This is a genomic window from Paenibacillus endoradicis (genome assembly GCF_024721975.1).
The window spans coordinates 17262-35698 of sequence record NZ_JANQBB010000001.1 but is presented as its reverse complement, the minus strand read 5'-3'; the positions used below and the strand labels follow the sequence as shown (position 1 = coordinate 35698).

21 protein-coding genes and 1 other annotated feature are annotated in these 18437 nt (G+C 38.4%); all 21 genes read right to left on the bottom strand.

What is annotated here, in order from left to right; translation table 11 throughout:
* Positions 1-3: 3 nt before the first annotated feature.
* The 21 genes from NV377_RS00165 to murC all read right to left on the bottom strand — a co-directional run bounded on the left by NV377_RS00165 (position 4) and on the right by murC (position 18433).
* Positions 4-1290, bottom strand: coding sequence for a homoserine dehydrogenase (locus NV377_RS00165; RefSeq protein ID WP_258199161.1), 1287 nt, complete (start codon positions 1288-1290; stop codon positions 4-6).
* A gap of 34 nt (positions 1291-1324) precedes the next feature.
* Positions 1325-1762, bottom strand: a complete 438-nt coding sequence (locus NV377_RS00160) for an ACT domain-containing protein (protein WP_258199160.1) — start codon at positions 1760-1762, stop codon at positions 1325-1327.
* Positions 1763-1877: 115 nt separating this feature from the next.
* On the bottom strand, positions 1878-3218 hold the full coding sequence (gene obgE / locus NV377_RS00155) for a GTPase ObgE (RefSeq protein WP_258199159.1): 1341 nt from the start codon (positions 3216-3218) through the stop codon (positions 1878-1880).
* Between the two features lie 13 nt (positions 3219-3231).
* The gene (locus NV377_RS00150; protein ID WP_258199158.1) at positions 3232-3966 is read right to left on the bottom strand and encodes a Spo0B domain-containing protein; all 735 of its coding nucleotides are present in this window, start codon (positions 3964-3966) and stop codon (positions 3232-3234) included.
* A 101-nt stretch (positions 3967-4067) separates the two neighbouring features.
* Positions 4068-4379 (bottom strand): 50S ribosomal protein L27, encoded by a 312-nt coding sequence (gene rpmA / locus NV377_RS00145; protein ID WP_258199157.1) that lies wholly within the window; start codon positions 4377-4379, stop codon positions 4068-4070.
* A 16-nt stretch (positions 4380-4395) separates the two neighbouring features.
* Positions 4396-4740, bottom strand: a complete 345-nt coding sequence (locus NV377_RS00140; RefSeq protein WP_258199156.1) for a ribosomal-processing cysteine protease Prp — start codon at positions 4738-4740, stop codon at positions 4396-4398.
* An 11-nt stretch (positions 4741-4751) separates the two neighbouring features.
* Positions 4752-5063: a 50S ribosomal protein L21 gene (gene rplU / locus NV377_RS00135; RefSeq protein ID WP_258199155.1), complete on the bottom strand. Its 312-nt coding sequence runs from the start codon at positions 5061-5063 to the stop codon at positions 4752-4754.
* Positions 5064-5079: 16 nt separating this feature from the next.
* Positions 5080-5161, bottom strand: a sequence feature (ribosomal protein L21 leader region).
* Between the two features lie 44 nt (positions 5162-5205).
* The gene (locus tag NV377_RS00130) at positions 5206-6417 is read right to left on the bottom strand and encodes an Rne/Rng family ribonuclease (RefSeq protein WP_258199154.1); all 1212 of its coding nucleotides are present in this window, start codon (positions 6415-6417) and stop codon (positions 5206-5208) included.
* Between the two features lie 33 nt (positions 6418-6450).
* Complete coding sequence (locus NV377_RS00125) at positions 6451-7332, bottom strand: M50 family metallopeptidase (RefSeq protein WP_258199153.1); 882 nt, start codon at positions 7330-7332, stop codon at positions 6451-6453.
* Positions 7325-8071 carry a M23 family metallopeptidase gene (locus NV377_RS00120; protein ID WP_258199152.1) on the bottom strand — a complete coding sequence of 249 codons (747 nt, stop codon included), beginning with the start codon at positions 8069-8071 and terminating at the stop codon, positions 7325-7327. Before NV377_RS00120 ends, NV377_RS00125 begins: the two co-directional genes overlap by 8 nt.
* A 380-nt stretch (positions 8072-8451) precedes the next feature.
* Positions 8452-9597, bottom strand: coding sequence for an FtsW/RodA/SpoVE family cell cycle protein (locus NV377_RS00115; protein ID WP_258199151.1), 1146 nt, complete (start codon positions 9595-9597; stop codon positions 8452-8454).
* A gap of 5 nt (positions 9598-9602) precedes the next feature.
* Complete coding sequence (gene minD / locus NV377_RS00110; protein ID WP_258199150.1) at positions 9603-10394, bottom strand: septum site-determining protein MinD; 792 nt, start codon at positions 10392-10394, stop codon at positions 9603-9605.
* A gap of 4 nt (positions 10395-10398) precedes the next feature.
* On the bottom strand, positions 10399-11061 hold the full coding sequence (gene minC / locus NV377_RS00105; protein ID WP_258199149.1) for a septum site-determining protein MinC: 663 nt from the start codon (positions 11059-11061) through the stop codon (positions 10399-10401).
* A gap of 58 nt (positions 11062-11119) precedes the next feature.
* Positions 11120-11650 carry a rod shape-determining protein MreD gene (mreD, locus tag NV377_RS00100; RefSeq protein ID WP_258199148.1) on the bottom strand — a complete coding sequence of 177 codons (531 nt, stop codon included), beginning with the start codon at positions 11648-11650 and terminating at the stop codon, positions 11120-11122.
* On the bottom strand, positions 11647-12531 hold the full coding sequence (mreC, locus tag NV377_RS00095; RefSeq protein WP_258199147.1) for a rod shape-determining protein MreC: 885 nt from the start codon (positions 12529-12531) through the stop codon (positions 11647-11649). Before mreC ends, mreD begins: the two co-directional genes overlap by 4 nt.
* A gap of 39 nt (positions 12532-12570) precedes the next feature.
* Entirely contained in the window at positions 12571-13599 is a 1029-nt protein-coding gene (locus tag NV377_RS00090; RefSeq protein WP_258199146.1) for a rod shape-determining protein, read from the bottom strand.
* Positions 13600-13640: 41 nt separating this feature from the next.
* Positions 13641-14330: a RadC family protein gene (radC, locus tag NV377_RS00085; RefSeq protein ID WP_258199145.1), complete on the bottom strand. Its 690-nt coding sequence runs from the start codon at positions 14328-14330 to the stop codon at positions 13641-13643.
* A 31-nt stretch (positions 14331-14361) separates the two neighbouring features.
* A complete protein-coding gene (locus tag NV377_RS00080; protein ID WP_258199144.1) occupies positions 14362-15015 on the bottom strand; it encodes a Maf family protein in 654 nt (217 codons plus the stop codon).
* A 218-nt stretch (positions 15016-15233) separates the two neighbouring features.
* The gene (locus NV377_RS00075) at positions 15234-15476 is read right to left on the bottom strand and encodes a DUF4321 domain-containing protein (protein ID WP_258199143.1); all 243 of its coding nucleotides are present in this window, start codon (positions 15474-15476) and stop codon (positions 15234-15236) included.
* Between the two features lie 59 nt (positions 15477-15535).
* Entirely contained in the window at positions 15536-16891 is a 1356-nt protein-coding gene (locus tag NV377_RS00070; protein WP_258199142.1) for a hypothetical protein, read from the bottom strand.
* 150 nt (positions 16892-17041) lie between these two features.
* On the bottom strand, positions 17042-18433 hold the full coding sequence (gene murC, locus NV377_RS00065; RefSeq protein ID WP_258199141.1) for a UDP-N-acetylmuramate--L-alanine ligase: 1392 nt from the start codon (positions 18431-18433) through the stop codon (positions 17042-17044).
* Positions 18434-18437: the final 4 nt, after the last annotated feature.

Here is an 18437-nt window from a genome sequence, read left to right as displayed (position 1 = left end):
TGCTTATCCTTCTACTCGATATACGCTCTTCACTTCATGAATAACATCAATAGCATTGAATGATGAAAGTACATTTTGAATTGCGGCTTTGCTAGCGTCGTGTGTAATGACGATAATTTCAGCATGAGTTTGATTTTGATTAGGTTGTTGCAGTACAGATTCTAAGCTTACTTCATGATTTGCAAATTCCTGTGTAATACGAGCAAGTACTCCCGCACGATCAGCAACTTTAAGCAGTAAGAAGTATTTAGAAGAGATTTGATCATCAGTTTTCAACACTGTTTGTTTATAAGCAGTGTTCACACGTTTACCACTGATACCAAGCTTAATGTTTTTACTTACTGCGACAAGGTCGGCAACTACAGATGTAGCTGTTGGTAATTCGCCAGCGCCTGCACCATAGAACATCGTTTCACCTACTGCCTCACCATATACTAGAACAGCATTGAATACACCGTTAACAGAAGCGATTGGATGCGAATTTTTCACCATTGTTGGTTGCACAGATACGCTCACTTGATTTTCATCACATTCAGCGATACCTAGTAATTTCAATTGATAGCCAAGATGCTTCGCATATTGGATATCTTCTTTTGTAACAGAAGATATTCCTTTAACTGATACATCATCTAAAGAAACAGCAGTATGGAAACCAAGACGCGCTAGAATCGTCATTTTACGAGCTGCATCAAGCCCTTCTACGTCACTTGTAGGATCTGCTTCTGCATAACCTAGTGCTTGAGCTTCTTTCAGTACATCGTCATAAGATGCACCTTCTTGTGTCATTTTAGTTAAAATAAAGTTAGTTGTACCATTGACGATACCCATAATTTTTGTAACACGATCTGATGAAAAACCATCAATTAGTGTACGGATGATGGGAATTCCTCCAGCAACACTCGCTTCATAGTAAACATCACAACCATTTCGTTGTGCTATTTCTAATAATTCTGATCCATAAAGCGCCATTAGATCTTTATTTGCTGTAACAACGTTTTTACCAAGATTAAGTGCTTCTACAATATAATCTTTTGTGTCCGTAGTTCCACCCATAACTTCAATGATTACATCAATGTCGGGATGACGAACAACTTCCCACGGGTCTTCAGTTAATTTAGAACGATCAACTTCAATGTTGCGTTCTTTGTTCACATTGGAAACGAGTATTTTTGTAATCTCGATAGAACTACCTACTTGATTATGCAAATCGTCTTGATGATTCTCCACGATACGAACTACGCCAGTACCTACAGTACCTAGACCTAATAATCCTACTTTAATCGGTTTCATCTATATCCCTCCAGATTATGATATCTATTGATTACTATCCTTGGCCAATTACTAAGGCGTTCCGCACACCTTGTTGTTGCTTTAATAAATCTATAAATGGCTCTATCTCTTTTGATAGGCCAGAAACATCTACTGATAAAACTACGTTAGCATAACCTTGTAGTGGGATACTTTGATTCATCGTTAGTAAATTACCATCATGTGCGGCAATTACACCAAGTACACTAGACAATACACCAGAACGATGCTCTAAGTCCATTGCTACAGTGATAATATGTTCTCTAGCAATTTCAGCTAGTGCGTACACACCATCTTTGTATTTATAGAAAGCACTTCTACTCAGCCCCACTCGTTCTACAGCTTCATTGATCGTATGTGCTTTTCCACTTTTCAGTATTTCTTTCACCTGGATAGTTTTAACGATCGCCTCGGGTAATATATCCTCTCGGACGACAAAAAATCTAGCGGTCATCAATTGTCCTCCTAACAAAGACATATGTTCTCTTATAGTGGACATTATATCGAATTCTCGAATTAATTACAATAGGCGACAAAAAAAAAAGACGACCTCAGTCGTCTCCTCATCATTAATTATTTGGGTCATAATCTGAACCTTCGAAGAATTCAAAAGTATATTCACCAATACGAACCGTATCGCCATCTTTCGCTCCACGTCTACGAAGTTCATCATCAACGCCCATACTACGTAACATTTTCGCGAATTTCATAACGGCATCATAACTAGTCATATTGAAACGTTTCATAAAGCGATCAACATCTTCACTTTCAAGCACATAATCTTCATTATCACGAGAAATTTTGAAGCTTGATTCTTTTTTACGCTCATATTTGAATATTTTACGTTGCTCGCCTTCTTCAGGAACGATATCTTGAGCTTGTTCTTCAGCCAATTGCTTCTCAACAATATCAAGTACATCAGCAGCTTTATATAGAAGCTCATTAATACCATCTTTTGTTAATGACGAAATAGGTACGATAACATGTTCTTTGTCGCCATCATACTCTTTCAATTGCTCTAGGAATATTTCCAAGTTATCAACAGATTGTGGCATGTCCATTTTATTAGCTGCAATAATTTGTGGTCTGTCAGCTAATTTCTCATTATAAAGACGTAATTCGTTGTTAATTTTAATCCAATCATCGAAAGGATCACGACCATCGGTTCCTGATATATCAATAACATGAATAATAACACGAGTACGCTCTACATGACGTAAAAATTCATGACCTAGTCCAATTCCTTCATGAGCACCTTCAATTAGTCCTGGAAGATCAGCCATTACAAAGCTTCTTCCATCACCAACTTCAACAACACCTAGATTTGGTGAAATCGTTGTAAAGTGATAAGCACCAATTTTTGGTCTTGCTCCTGAAACTACTGAAAGCAATGTTGACTTACCTACGCTTGGGAAACCAACCAAGCCGATATCTGCCATTACTTTCATCTCAAGAACTACCCAATGCTCTTCACCAGTTTCACCATTCTCCGCAATATACGGAGCAGGATTCGTTGGTGTTGCAAATCGCATATTACCACGACCGCCACGTCCACCTTTGGCGATAATAATTTGTTGCCCATGTCTTGTTAGATCGGCAATAGTTTCACCTGTATCATCATCAGTGATGGTTGTTCCAGGTGGAATTCGTACAATTGTATCTTCTGCACTTGCTCCGTGCATGCCTTTTACTTTACCGCGTTCCCCACGGTCAGCTTTAAAGTGTTTTTGATAACGGAAATCCATTAGCGTTCTTAAACCTTCATCAACACGGAAGATCAAATTACCGCCATTACCACCGTCACCACCGTAAGGTCCACCATTTTCAACGTACTTTTCACGTCGGAATGAAATCAGACCGTTACCACCGTCGCCACCTTTTACAAATATCTTAGCTTTATCGACAAACATGAATTGCCTCCGTTCACGCTCTAGTTATCTGCAAATCAATTTGCTCGACTGATAATGCTCCGATGATTTGTACAGATCTAGCGCCATTCAACTGCTGTTCTATTTTTTGTTGCCATAATTCTTGATTATTCATACTACCATTAAATGCAAAATGTATATTCAAATGACCCTTATTGTTTTCAAATTGTAATCGCAGAATTGGATCACATGTCATATCAGTAGCTGCATATATGCGATACGCAGAAATAATTGATATAATGATCTCGCTAACCTGCTCATCCTCTATAATAATCGATCGTTGATCTTCCTTAGAGGAGAAACTAACTTCTAGGATGAAATTACTCGGAATCGTTCGAAAGCCAATAAGATAACTAACAAGAGAAGGTTCCTCTAGCTTTGAGATTGCACTCTCTGCTAACATCTTCCCCTTTATTCGTTCTACATATTCAGTTATGCGCTCTTGCTTACCAAGACGTATATAACCAAATAATACTTGCAGATCATTCATCCAATCATGACGATGATGATTCATCGTTGAAATCCATTGTTTATGGGTTGACTTTATTGTTAAAGAAAGTTGTTGTTTGTGTATTCTCTGCTCGACATAATAATAGATAGCACCAATAACTGCTACCCAAATTAATGCAAGTAGATTTATCCATCTGTGATTAGGCCAAACGAAGATTAATATTGCAGGTATAAAAGCAGTAAGCCATAGCCAACGTCGCCATAAGTACCATTGCTCCATCTAGCAAATCCACCTCTTTACTTAACACTACTCACTATTATATCATTATTTAAAAATAGCCCCGACCAAGCAATGCTGGAAGGGGCTAATTTCGTTCGTTATTAAGCTTCTACTGCTGCAGCAACTGGTGCTAGTTCAACTGGGTATACGCTCACTTTTTTGCGTTCACGACCCCAACGTTCAAACTTAACCACGCCGTCAATCATAGCATATAACGTATCATCTTTACCGATACCTACGTTAGTACCAGGGTGAATTTTTGTACCACGTTGACGGTACAAAATGCTACCACCAGAAACGACTTGACCGTCTGCACGTTTAGCGCCAAGACGCTTAGAATGAGAATCACGACCGTTCTTAGTAGAACCTACACCTTTTTTGGATGCGAACAACTGAAGATTTAATTTCAACATCTAGTGTCCCTCCTTCTTAATTATTATTTGAATTGCGATCATGTACCGATACATGATCACCATATGATTGAGCGATCGAATCAAGCATCACAATCATAGACTCAAGTAATAACTGAAGCTTTTCTTCCACTACTTGATCCGCAATTCGCGGAATAGGAGAAGATAGCCAGCCATTCTTCATCTTGACAGGAAGCTCGACTCCCGCTAACGCTTCGATCGCATTCACTGTACCAACCGATACAGCAGAAACTCCAGCACAGACAATGTCTTTACCGTGTTTCGCATAATTAGCATGTCCTTCAACAGCGAATGATACAATACGATTGTTATCGTTTTCTCGTACAATAGTGATCGTAATCATCTTAGCTCCTATTAAGCTTCGATTTTTTCGATAGTTACTTTAGTGTACGGTTGACGATGACCTTGCTTGCGTCTGTAGTTCTTTTTCGCTTTGTATTTGTAAACAATGATCTTTTGACCTTTGCCGTGTTTCTCCACTTTTCCTGACACTTTAGCGCCAGATACAGTTGGAGTACCTGCAACAAAACCGTTGCTTCCTGATACAGCTAGAACTTGGTCAAAAACAATGTTTTCTCCCTCGCTACCGTCAAGTTTTTCGATGTAAATTACATCGCCTTCTTGAACTTTATACTGCTTACCACCAGTTACGATAATTGCGAACATAGTTGGTGCACCTCCTTATTTGTCGAAGACTCGCCTAATCAAGGTGTCATTGTTGCCAATGAGCTTAAACCCGATTCGTGCGGTACTTGTATTATTCATCAATGTGAACAATACACCAAAGTATTGTATCATAAGTAGCCTATTACTTCAACTGAATTTCTTGCAAATATTTCGAAGTATAACTATCTCGAGCTTTTTTTCGCGTTAATTCCATTAATCCAAGCCTTGTCCAACCAAAAACAACACATTTTGCTCCATCAAATTTCACGGATTCAAATAATATTTTAAATATTCGATTACGATTTTCTTCATATTCCATATCGATAAAATCAATAATAATAATTCCACCTGTATCTCGTAAACGTAGCAATCTAACGATAAGTTGTGCAGCTTCAGCATTCGTCTGATACAATGTGTCTTCTAAATTATTATGCCCAACGAATTTCCCCGTGTTTACATCTATAACCGTTAATGCTTCGGTTTCTTCCCAAATTATATATCCCCCGTTATTAAGAGGAATTTTGCGACCAAAGGCAGACACAAGCTGTTTATGAACACCAAATTGTGAAATGATCGCATGCTGTTGTTGCACGTAACTCCTTATATTCGGTGATTCTTGAGGTGCAATCAGTTGCATAATAAGTTGAACTTCTTCTTGAAGCTCTGGTGAACTTACGCAAATCTCATCAACATCTGATCGATAAAGATCACGAAATACACGTTGTAGTAATTGTTCTTCACTGTGAAGTAAGTGTGGCGCTTGTGCCTTGTTTGAGGTGTCAGCGACATGTTCCCATATATGACGAAGATGATCAACGTCCGCCTGTAATGATTCCACCGTTTCACCAACAGCAGCAGTTCGCATAATTATTCCTTCACCATTGGATATAAGCTTAGTACCAATTTGTTTCAATCGCTCTTTTTCATGTTCATCAACAACTTTTTTGGAAATTCCGATGTAATCAGCTTTGGGCATATATACTAGCCATCTTCCCGCCAAATTATAATGGGTTGTTACTCGAGCACCCTTATTGCCAAAAGGATCTTTCACAACTTGAACAATAAGTTCTTGGCCAGGATAGGTGACTTGAGATATTGTAGGTTTCTCGCGAGGTTGCTTATCCATATTAGGATCAAGTATATCGTCTATATAAATAAATGCATTTTTCATAATACCAATATCAACAAAAGCAGCCTGCATGCCAGGCAACACATTTTGCACGATTCCTTTATAAAAATTACCTACTAAGCTACGTTCTGTTGTTTGCTCTACGAAGAATTCCGTCAGTTGTCCATCCACTAGTAACGCTGCTTGAGTATGTGCTTCATTCATATGGATAAGCAATTGCTTCATTTCTCGTCACCACCTTTACCCGTTTCTTTCATTTTAACGGAAAAGTTCACCAACTGCACGATGAAGATTACTTCCATCTGCACTATATTGCAGTGTCTCTTGTTCAGAATAAAGTTTCATACCTCGCGTACCACCGTCAACGACACATAAGAGATGGAGTTGTTCACGTTTAAACCTTTTGAATACCTCATATAAACTTTGCTGTGATTGTGCAAAAATCGGAACAACTCGAGCACCTGCTACTTCAAGTTGTTCTACTCGCTTCGAACGAAATAGCAAAAATCTATAAAATAAAAAAGGAACATGACGATGATAAGTAAGATTAGAATATAACAAAAATATTCCAATCATTAGTTCGTTCAATTTGATTCCTTCTAATTTCTGAAATACAGGTAATAGCGCATAACTAATTAAAATAACACTACAAACAATACTCATTCTAGCCGTCCATAATAGAACATCGAAAAATTGAAAACGATAACTTAGCATAGCTAGTACTATTTTCCCTCCATCAAGTGGTAGTATCGGCAGCATATTGAAAGCCGCTAACCATAAATTTGCCTGGATGAGATAGTTCGTCCATTCGATTGACCATACGCCTAAGTCCCCCATCATCCAAGCAAATGCCGCCATCCATATATTTTGTAGGGGACCCGCTATTGCGACAAGCCATTCGTCTTTCGCTGATGCACCATTACCTTCGTCAACTTCAACTACGCCACCGAAAGGTAATAATTTCACTGCTTTCACACGCCATCCGACAGCAAAAGCCATTACAATATGTCCTAACTCATGGACAATAACAAGTAGAAATAAAGTGATTAACTCTAGGAAATATCCTGTTAACGTAGATGCTAGCAATATCATAATAAATAAAGGATGAAGACTCCATTTAATTTCTAACCATTTATTCAACTGAAATCACTTCCAGTGGATCGATATATTGATCATTCTGCTTCATAGCAAGAAATAGCACACTATAATCTTCATCAGCAACAGGGGCTAGTTTCCCGATGTTTGCTCCAGCTTCTACCCAATCACTAACTTGCACGTTGACTTCATTTAATCTCGTATATATCGATATACGTTTATCTGCATGTTGAATAATGACACTATCTTGTTGTTCTCTTACTAGAATAACTCTTCCCTTCTCTACAGCATGAACTACAGCATTTGGTTCCCCTACAATTTCGACGCCATTGAGCAATTCTGCAAATGTATGAAGAAGTACACCATTTTCAATAGGGGCAACGACTTCAACATTCTGATTATGCTTGGCTAAAGCTAACTCGCTTTTATTACCAAAACTAGGAATGAAGGAAGGAGAGCCAGAAAATACATCTTCATACCAGTTGGCTATAGCTACAAAGTCAAACGAGGTCTGCAATTCTCGTCCCAACCAACTTCTACCTTTTTCAACATAGGGGTTTGAAATTTGTGTTGCAATAAATACAATGCCCAATATTACAATCGCAATAATTGTTTGGATTTTCAAATGACTAAAAAAACTATACTTTTTTCTTGCATCTAATTCATCTTGAACGACATGATCTTCTGGATTATTACTGTGATGACTTCCATATTCCCATGGATTCGCATTTAATTTCCAAAACTTCTCAGGATCATTTTCCACATTGGTTGGCAGTTTACTCAATAGTATCAACTCCATTTACAATCATCTTTCCTAATAGGTATGACTGTAAAAGGACAAGTATGCAATAACCAACAACAAAAAAGACCAACCAGTAATTACCGGTTGGTCTTTTTTGTTGTTGCTATTTCACCCTAGGTGTAACCCAGCAAAGTGTACGCATGCTTACACGAGCGGACAATGTTCAGCACGAGACTTTGATTGATGCTTCAAAATCGTGGGCTGTCAGCACCAAGAAGATGCACTTCAGCGAAAACGAGCAGCACAGCGTACGTATTGTGTACGTGAGCACACGCAGGCTTTCGATGGAGAGCATATTCGATGCCGACTAAGCTACAACGCGTTACCACGTGATCACAGTCCACAGTTTTGAACTTCCTCTATCAGTCGGGTAGTTCGTACATATGTTGATGCGCCTTAATACTCAACACCAACCCAATACAAAACATATTGATCAGCACTGAAGTACCACCGTAGCTAATAAACGGAAGAGTTATCCCGGTAATTGGCATCAACCCAATCATCATTCCGATGTTTTGGAAAATCTGAAACACGAACATAGAGACAATTCCAATAATTAAATACGAGGCTCGCCTATCTTTACAATTGAAAGAGGCGATAATCATCCTGTAAATTAGCAAGAAGTATAATAGTAATAGTATCGCTGCACCTTGAAAACCAAATTCTTCTCCAATAACAGCAAAGATTGAATCTGAGTAAGGATAAGGAATAAAACCACCATTTTTCATGCCACCTTGAAGATAGCCTTGCCCAGACAAACCACCAGAACCAATTGCTTGAATCGCATTCTCGGATTGATGTCTTGCATCAGCAGATGCTTCACTAGGATTCAAAAAGGTATTGATCCGATCATACCAGTGAGTTTTTTTCTCGGCTATAAGATAATCTTTAATCTCGTCATTGAATGTATTAAATATAAATAACACACCTGCTATTGCGATTGCGCAAGCTGCAATACCAATCAGTACATGCCAATGGTTTACATTACCTATCCATAACATGCCGACAACAATAACGAAGTAAATTATTGCATTACCAAGGTCGGGTTGTGCCATAACAAGTCCAAATGGAATCAGAGAAAAAATTCCGATCGGAATAATATCTCTGCGGAATCGTAGCTGTTCACCTTGTCGTTTTCCCATAAGATGCGCAATACCTATAATAAGAAATAATTTCACTACTTCAGCAGGTTGAACGGACATACCACCAATATCAAACCATCCAATAGCTCCATTAATCTCTTTACCTAATGGAAAAATAAGGATGAGCGCGACAACTCCAATGATATAAATGATCCACCAGGCTTTTAGAAAGACTCTGTAATCTATAAATACTAATAATATGACAACTGCAAATCCGATAATATAATACAGTAGCTGCTTATTTTCAAAGCCATGATACAATATCGTATTTTCGGTTGCACTTCGTATAACAAAATAACTGAAGACCATCAATCCTACAAGAATAATTAAGATCATCCAGTCGATTTTTTTTATCTTGTTAAGCAACTACATCATCCCATTCCAAAGAGCTTTCGGATCTTTTTGAAAGTGCCTACTTTTTCATCAAGCACCATCAATGGAACCATGTCGCCAAGCATACGTCTTGCAATATTGCGATATGCAATAGCTGATTTGTAAGCTGGATTCAAAGCAACTGGCTCACCGTGGTTAGCACTAGCAATTACTTTTTCATCATCCGGTACAATACCTAACAAATCAATAGCTAGTACTTGGCAAATATCATTAACATCAAGGATATCACCTGATTTCAACATACCTGGACGTATACGATTAACGATTAATTTTGAAGGTATTTTGTTCTGCTCAAGCAAACCAATGACGCGGTCAGCATCACGAACTGCGGTAGCCTCTGGTGTGGTTACAATAATCGCACGTTCAGCACCAGCTATCGCATTACGGAAACCTTGTTCAATACCCGCTGGACAGTCGATGATAACGAAATCATGAGTTTGCTTTAATTCAGTCACAATTTTGTTCACTTGATCTGGTGTAATAGCATCTTTATCTTTCGTTTGAGCTGCAGGCAACATGTACAGCTCGTCGAAACGTTTATCTTTAATGATTGCTTGTTCTAAACGACAACGACTTTCTGCAACATCACAAATATCATAGATAATACGATTTTCTAGTCCCATAATCACATCAAGATTACGAAGACCAATATCGGTATCCACGAGTATTACTTTCTTACCTAACAATGCAAGCGATGTACCTATGTTAGCAGATGTTGTAGATTTACCAACTCCGCCTTTTCCAGATGTAATAACTATGGCTTCTCCCATTCTCTTACACTCCCCTCATCATAATTGGTAATCTGTTCTCACGATGTAGTAGCGTTAACTTCTGTATAACCATCGCATCATCTTGAATATATGCATATTCCATCAAACCATCTGTTTCTTCCCACTCTTCGAATGGTTTACTTATGATTTCATGAATTTTCAATTGAGTAGGCTTCAAATAAGAGGCAACAATGATGGCATCTTCTCGTCCATTGGCACCTGCGCATGCTTGCCCTTTAAGAGATCCTAAAATATAAATATCGCCACTGCATCGGACTACTCCACCAGGATGCACATCACCTAATAATAATAAGTCTCCGTCAAATTCAATAACTTGTCCTGATCGAACTATCGTCGCCATCACTTTCAGTTCCGCATGAGCCTTATTTTTCTCTTCAGCGGGTATATCGCTTTCAATTGCTTGGATCATAAGATTACCTTGCGATCGAATAATATCTGAAATTAACTTCGTTTGTTCTTCTGTAATAATTCTTCGACCAAGCTTCACGGTGATATGAATTAAAGGACCAGACAATAATTGCTGATGAGTTTTTTCAATCTTATTCTTTAACTCTGAAACTAGCACCCCGAATTCACACTTATCGTCGAGAAGGAAAAGCAGACCATCCTTGACACCTTTAATCATTATATGTTGTTTTTCAGTCATCTTAGTCCCTCCCAACGTAATGTATTCTCGATTTGTTCAAGCTTTTCCTTCTTAATCGCTATATTTCCTCCGCAGAAACTGAAGAATGGAACTGCTTTCTTAACTCGAACATTTTACGTACCGGTACATAGATAAGTAGTGCGAATACAAGTTGTAAAAATAAACTAGGTAAAATGTACTGAATTAGTGCCCATGGGTAAGAGCCCGTCGTAAGCTTAAATACTTTATTAACAAAGTATAATACCGAATCATAACCAATACAGGCAAAACCAATGGCTGAAATGGCAAGCATTAATGTAGCTTTCTTGCGTTCAAGTAGAATACCAATTGAATATCCGATTAAGCCCATGAAGAAGAAATGTGCTCCCATAACATGACCATAATACATAATATCTTGCAGAAGCCCAAAGCCCATTCCTAATCCAAGTGCTTGATGTCGACTACCATACATTGCAGCAAAAATTACCATTACAAATGTGAAATGAGGAATAATTCGATCTCCAAAACTGCTAGGTATTAACCAAGGCATTAAAGCCCCCTCTAATACAAAGACAATAAGTATGATCAGAACGATTCGATTCAAGCTCATGGCGTAAGCTCCTCATCTTCGTTAATTTGCGGAATTTTCACAACGAATACTTCTGTTAATTGATTTAAGTCGACAAAAGGTTTAATGGTTGCTTGGTATGTCAGAACTGCATCACCAACATTAAGTGATTCAACCGTACCAATCTGCAAACCTCGTGGATAGATATTACCAAATCCAGAAGTTATTACGGTATCTCCATCAGCTATCGGATCATTTTCACCAATTTTTGTCATCGTGATGCGTTCGAGTTCAGCATCATAATCTGTGAGAATACCGAATGACTCTGTTTCTTTATCCAAAACAGTAGCTGAAATGGCATTAAATGCAGTAGATAATGAATTAAGTTCTGTATAAGGCGTAACGGAAGCAGTAAACGGTGTCACGGCTTTAACTAAACCGACTAAACCATCAACAGTTACGACTGCCATGTCTTTTTGGACGCCTTGTTTAGAGCCTACATTAATGTTGATTGTACGATTATTCGCATCATTACTGACGGAAATAACTTGTGCGATCATATATGTATAATCATACATTTCCTTCTGATGTGAAGTGAAATCTAATGCTTCTTGAAGCTCAATATTTTTGTTTTTTGTAAAATTATATTCTACCTTATCACGTGCATAGGCAGAGGCGAGCATACGAAGTTGTTCGTTCTCTTCATAGATGGAAGAAAGGTTGTTCATATCTTGAAAGAAGCCCGCTATTGCACCAGCGGGCCGATAAATCATTTGTTGAATGCCTCCAACGGCATCTTTCAAAAACTTTTCTGGCCATGTGAGGGATTGTCTACCACCGATAGACAATCCAATCATGACTATAAATATTAGAAAACCGATCATAAGCATAAAAAGCCGCTTATTCTTTAAAAAATTGAACAATAGTTTTCACCTGCCATGTGTGAGATTACAGGCATAAGCTTAGCGCCTAGATTTAAGTGAAGTTTTTGATTTGAACAAATCAAGATGCTCTAACGCAAGTCCTGTTCCAATCGCTACACAATCCAAAGCATTGTCCGCTACAATTACCGGCATTCCCGTCTCTTTTTTTAATAGTTGATCCAAATTCGCAAGTAGTGCTCCACCACCTGTTAATACAATTCCACGATCTATAATATCTGCTGATAATTCAGGAGGACATTTTTCAAGTGTAATTTTCACTGCCTCTACAATAGCTGCAATGGTATCCGTTAACGCATCAGTAACCTCATCTGATGAAATCGTTAATGTTTTTGGTAATCCAGACAAAATATCACGACCACGAATATCTAACGTTTTCGGTTGAGATAATTTAGTCGCTGAACCAATTTCCATCTTCAGTTGTTCCGCAGTCCGCTCACCAATTAATAAATTATAGGTTTTTTTAATGAATTGGATGATCGATTCATCCATATTATCACCTGCAACTCGAATAGAACGGCTAGTTACAATACCACCAAGTGAAATAACAGCAACTTCAGTTGTTCCTCCACCAATGTCTACAACCATACTACCAGTTGGTTCCCATACAGGCAGATTCGCCCCAATTGCAGCTGCAAATGGTTCTTCAATTGTTTCAGCTTCCCTTGCGCCTGCTTGTTTAGCAGCATCTATTACAGCACGTTTTTCAACTGCTGTAATACCAGAAGGTACACAAATCATAATATTCGGATGATTACCAAATAAAGAGCGACTCTTTTGAGCCTTCTTAATGAAATATTTAATCATTGCAGAAGTAATATCAAAATCAGCAATAACTCCATCTTTCATTGGACGAATCGCACTAATATTACCTGGTGTACGTCCAATCATAAGTTTTGCATGTTCCCCTACTTCTACGATTTCTTTTGTATCATTACGAATCGCGACCACAGATGGTTCGCGCACGACAACACCTTTTCCTTTAATATACACTAAAGTATTAGCTGTGCCTAAATCAATTCCTAAATCTTTCGAAAAACTTCCAAACATGATGTAACTCCCTTCTAGTCGGTCAATCCCTATACATTATATTATAGATAACCCTGCTCCTTCAAACTAACGAATTTTCCATCGCCAATAATCAGATGATCAAGTATCTCAATACCAATTAGGGAGCCCGCTTCAACCAGTCTCTTCGTAATCTTAATATCTTCTGGACTAGGTGTAGGGTCACCGCTAGGATGATTATGTGCGCATACAATGGAAGCACTACTATTACGAATTGCTGAACGAAACACTTCTCTTGGATGAACGAGTGATGCATTCAATGTGCCAACAGATAATGTTTCTTTCGCAATAATCCCGTTCTTCGTATTCAAAAACAGACATAAAAAATGTTCTTTCTTCAAATATCGCAGTTCTTCCATGATATACATAGCTGCATCATTAGGACTTTTTACAATTACAATGTCTCCGAGTTTACTACGTGAAACACGCTTTCCTAGCTCTATTCCAGCTAGTAATTGTAATGCTTTTGCTTGTCCAATTCCTTTAATAGCGGTAAGCTCTTCTACACTCATATCTACCAGTTGTCTTAAACTTCCGCAATGCTGCAATACCGTTGTAGCCAATGCTACAGCAGATTGACTTTTCGTACCTGTTCTAAGCAATATCGCTAATAACTCTGCATGACTTAATGCATCGGCCCCATATGCCATCATGCGCTCTCTAGGACGTTCATTATGGGGGACATTACGCAAGCTAGATCCACTGTCTGCCATGTCCAATTCCCACCATTCCGTATTAAGTTAGTTATTGTAAGACCAGAACATCAAAATGTAGTAGCATTTCTGCTACAAGCGAAACCGGTAAACCTACGACGTTAAAATAGCATCCTGTAATGGAATCAACGAGGATAGAACCTTTCCCTTGAATTCCATAAGAACCCGCTTTATCCGAACTTTCTCCAGTTGCAACATAAGAACGAATTGTTTCTTCAGCGAGTGGTCGCATCTTCACATGAGTCACCCGATGTTGTACAAGCGTCTCACCAGTACCTGTATGAAGTAATGTTACTCCAGTCAGCACCTGATGTTCTCTGCCTTGTAAACGCATCAGTGTCGTGACAGCGTCTTCGATGGAACTAGGTTTCCCTAATATATCATTATCCAACAATACAATCGTATCTGCAGCTAATATTAATGAATTCTCATCAAAAGAATATTCAGCAGCTTCTCCAGCTAGTATAGCTTGTCTAACTGCAGTTGCCTTTGCCAAACTTAGCTGTTCTACTGTATCACTTGGTGACCAATCTGTTTGAATAGTTTCGTCCGTATCCAAAGAAAAAACAGACACCGGCAAGGAAAGGTCAAGTGTTGCGACCAGTTCCTTCCGGCGCGGTGACGATGAAGCCAGTACTAACCGACTAATCGATTTATAATCATATGGCATTATGCGCTCATTCATCTGCTTACTACCCCTTCTTCACTGTCACTTCAATTACAATAAAGATTCAAAATGTTAGGCTGTCAGCACCAAGAAGATGGCATAAAGCTAGGAAACGAAATGCGGAATGTACGTTATTGGTACATGAGCATTGCAGTCTTCCGATGAGTGCCATATTCGATGCCGACTAAGCTACTACGCTATACATCGTGATCACAGCCTAGTATTTTGAATTTCATCTATAATTTACGATACCACCATATCGCTATTAACATCCCTACAATGCTTAATAGACTAATGTTAATATGTATCGATAAGTCAACGGCAATGACATGAAGATCAAAGGAAGGCTTCCAATCTGTCTCAATTGCATTTGTTAGAAAGGATAATCCAGGTACCGCATCAAGCCAGTATCCTATGAGTGAACCTGCAAGTAAACCTAGCAAAATAAGCAATAGTAATAACCACTTACTTTTCTTCAAAAGTTCACTTCCTTTCTCGAACGTTATCGTACAGTTTCTATTATACGCACCATTATAGTCTATGACAATCCGTTAACTTGCTCAAACCATTCTTTTTGTATTAGAACTGCTTTAACAATTGCTTCTTCTACACTCCAAATATTTTTGGAGATTGGTTTTTCTTGGTATTTCAGCAACTGTTGTTGTGCTAATTGTAACGATTGTTGTAATTGTGTCGCTTGCGATTCGTTCGTAGTACCTTTGAATCCAACGATCGCTTCATTTGCAATATTTTCCCATTGTTCGTATTGCGTTTGCGAGGCTTTTTGCGCAGATGCACCTATAACACTAAGCGTAGGCTGCTCTAGTTGTGCAGCTACTAGATCAGCATACATTCCAATGAGCTGATTACTACTCTCAATATACGATTCTAATTGTGCTGCTTCACCGTCATATTGTAACTTTTCTGGTAATTGCAATACTAATTCTTTACGATATAATTCAAATCCTGATACATCAGATTTAAATGGCTCTATGTTATTCGCAGAAGTAGCTATTGCCGCATACACAAAATATTTACCACTATTTGCTTGCGTGTATGCAGCAGCATAACCCGCTTTTTTCAGTGCTGCTATCACTTCATCTCTTGAATTTTCTTTACTGAAAACCCCTGCTTGTAGCAATTGATAGCTAAACTGAGCTTCAGACGTATTCATAGATACCGTTGGTACGTTCTCATCAGTAGTTGGTAAAGCATCCACTTGGTCAACTACTTTTTCTTCTATTTCGACAGTTTCAGTTGAATTGTTACTTGGCCAAAGTGTAGATCCAAATACTTGAACTAGTAATAAATAGCCAAGTAAGGTACCTGTTAATACCGCGCATAACACAGCAACTAATCCATTGGTCCAACTAAATCTTTGCTTGTTTTTTGTAATTTGTACTTCATCAATGATCGGCGCTGACCAATCTGGTTGTTGCCATGGATATGTAGCTCGTGATGCTTCCAAATCGTAGTTATCCATGTCTATACGATGATCATGATTCATCATTTTGGAAGAAAGTTGCTCATCATATAATGATTGTCTACTTTCATGCTTGTCTTCTTTTTCCGACAAAGACTGTGTATTCTTCCAATTAGATTCAACCTCATATGGAGGTCGAATTTGTTGCCATTCCTCAAGTTCTTCTAAGTCTAACTCGTATCGCGAACGATGATGTGCTTCACTTGCTGGTCTAGCTATATCAGTTACATCATTTCCCTCTTCAGTATGAGCAATAACTCCATCAGCTTCACGTATTAATTGCTCTAACTGCTCAATATTCAACTCTTGCGTAGAATCACCCTCGCTCACTACTGTAGGTTGTTGCTGTAAAGAATCTATTTTATTACCATTACGATCAAATCGATAAGTAATTCTGTTTTGATGTTGCATTTCTATCACTCTCCTTCTTTTCTCCCTATAAGTCTATGAATCTTTCATTGAATATATGATAGAAGAAATGAGCTGATAGAATAAAAAAGCATCTTAATGCGGTCATAAGGACGACTACATTAAGATGCTTTTCACAAAATTAGATACTATTTATGCTTTTATATGTTCACCAAGTGCATGAGATACTTTCCAAATATCTCCTGCTCCCATCGTAATTACCATATCACCAGGTTGAATGCTCGTTTTCAACTGCTCAAGCACTTCCTCGTTCGTTGCAATATATTGCACGTTATGTTGCCCATTTTCTTTAATAAGCTCAACTAACCTTTGCGATGATACGCCTTCAATCGCTTCTTCACCAGCTGGCGAATAAATATCTGTAATAATAACAGAATCCGCTTCTGGGAATGCTTTACTGAATTCATCTAGCAAGAAAAACGTGCGCGTAAATCGTTGCGGTTGGAATACAACTGTAATACGTTTCCCAGTAGCTTTTGATGCGTTAATCGTTGCAACAATTTCTGTTGGATGGTGAGCGTAATCATCAACAACAAGCATATCATGTACATCAGCAATAACTTGGAATCGACGCTTGGCACCTACGAATAATTTGATAGCTTTACGTAGTGCTTCAAGTTCAACTCCCGCTTCTAAGCAAGTAATGATTGTCGCAATGGCGTTATATACATTGTGTACACCCGGAACTGAAAGCACGAATTGTCCTAATGATGTTCCATGAGTAGACAGCTCAAAACTTACGGTACGGTCACCTTCAATAATATTACTAGCCATATAATCTGCTTGCTCATGAATACTATAAGTAATTAATTGTTGGTCCTGTAATGCATTATCATCATATACACGAGGCAATAACTCTCTAACATTTTGATCATCCAAACATACTACCGCTTTACCATCTGGTTTCACTTGTTTCAAAAATTGTACGTATGCTTTTTTAATATTTTCAAAATCACCATCATAATTTTCAAGATGGTCAGCTTCGATGTTTGTAATAACAGCAATAGTCGGGAAATAATGTAGGAAAGTTCCGTCACTCTCATCAGCCTCTGCTACAAGGTAAGCTCCTTGACCAGCTTTAGCGTTTGTTCCTAAATTGACGATTTCACCGCCAATAATATAAGTAGGGTCCTGCTTCGTCAATTCCATAACTAGGGCAATCATCGAAGACGTTGTTGTCTTACCATGAGCACCAGCAACAGCAATACCAGAAGTAGCATTAAGTAATTTCGCTAACATTTCCGAACGATGTAATACAGTTATTCCTGCTTCTTTTGCTGCTACTAGTTCAACATCATCTTGACTTATCGCAGTAGAATATACAACGATAGAAGCCCCTTTCATGTTAGAGACATCGTGTCCAATAACAATTGTTGCCCCTTGCGCAGATAGCTTTTTAGATAATGCTGATTCTGCAACATCAGATCCTGTTACTTTGTAGCCCATTTCCATAACGACTTTAGCGATAGCGCTCATGCCGTATCCACCGATTCCAATGAAATGAACTTGTTCATTTGCTTTCAAAGAG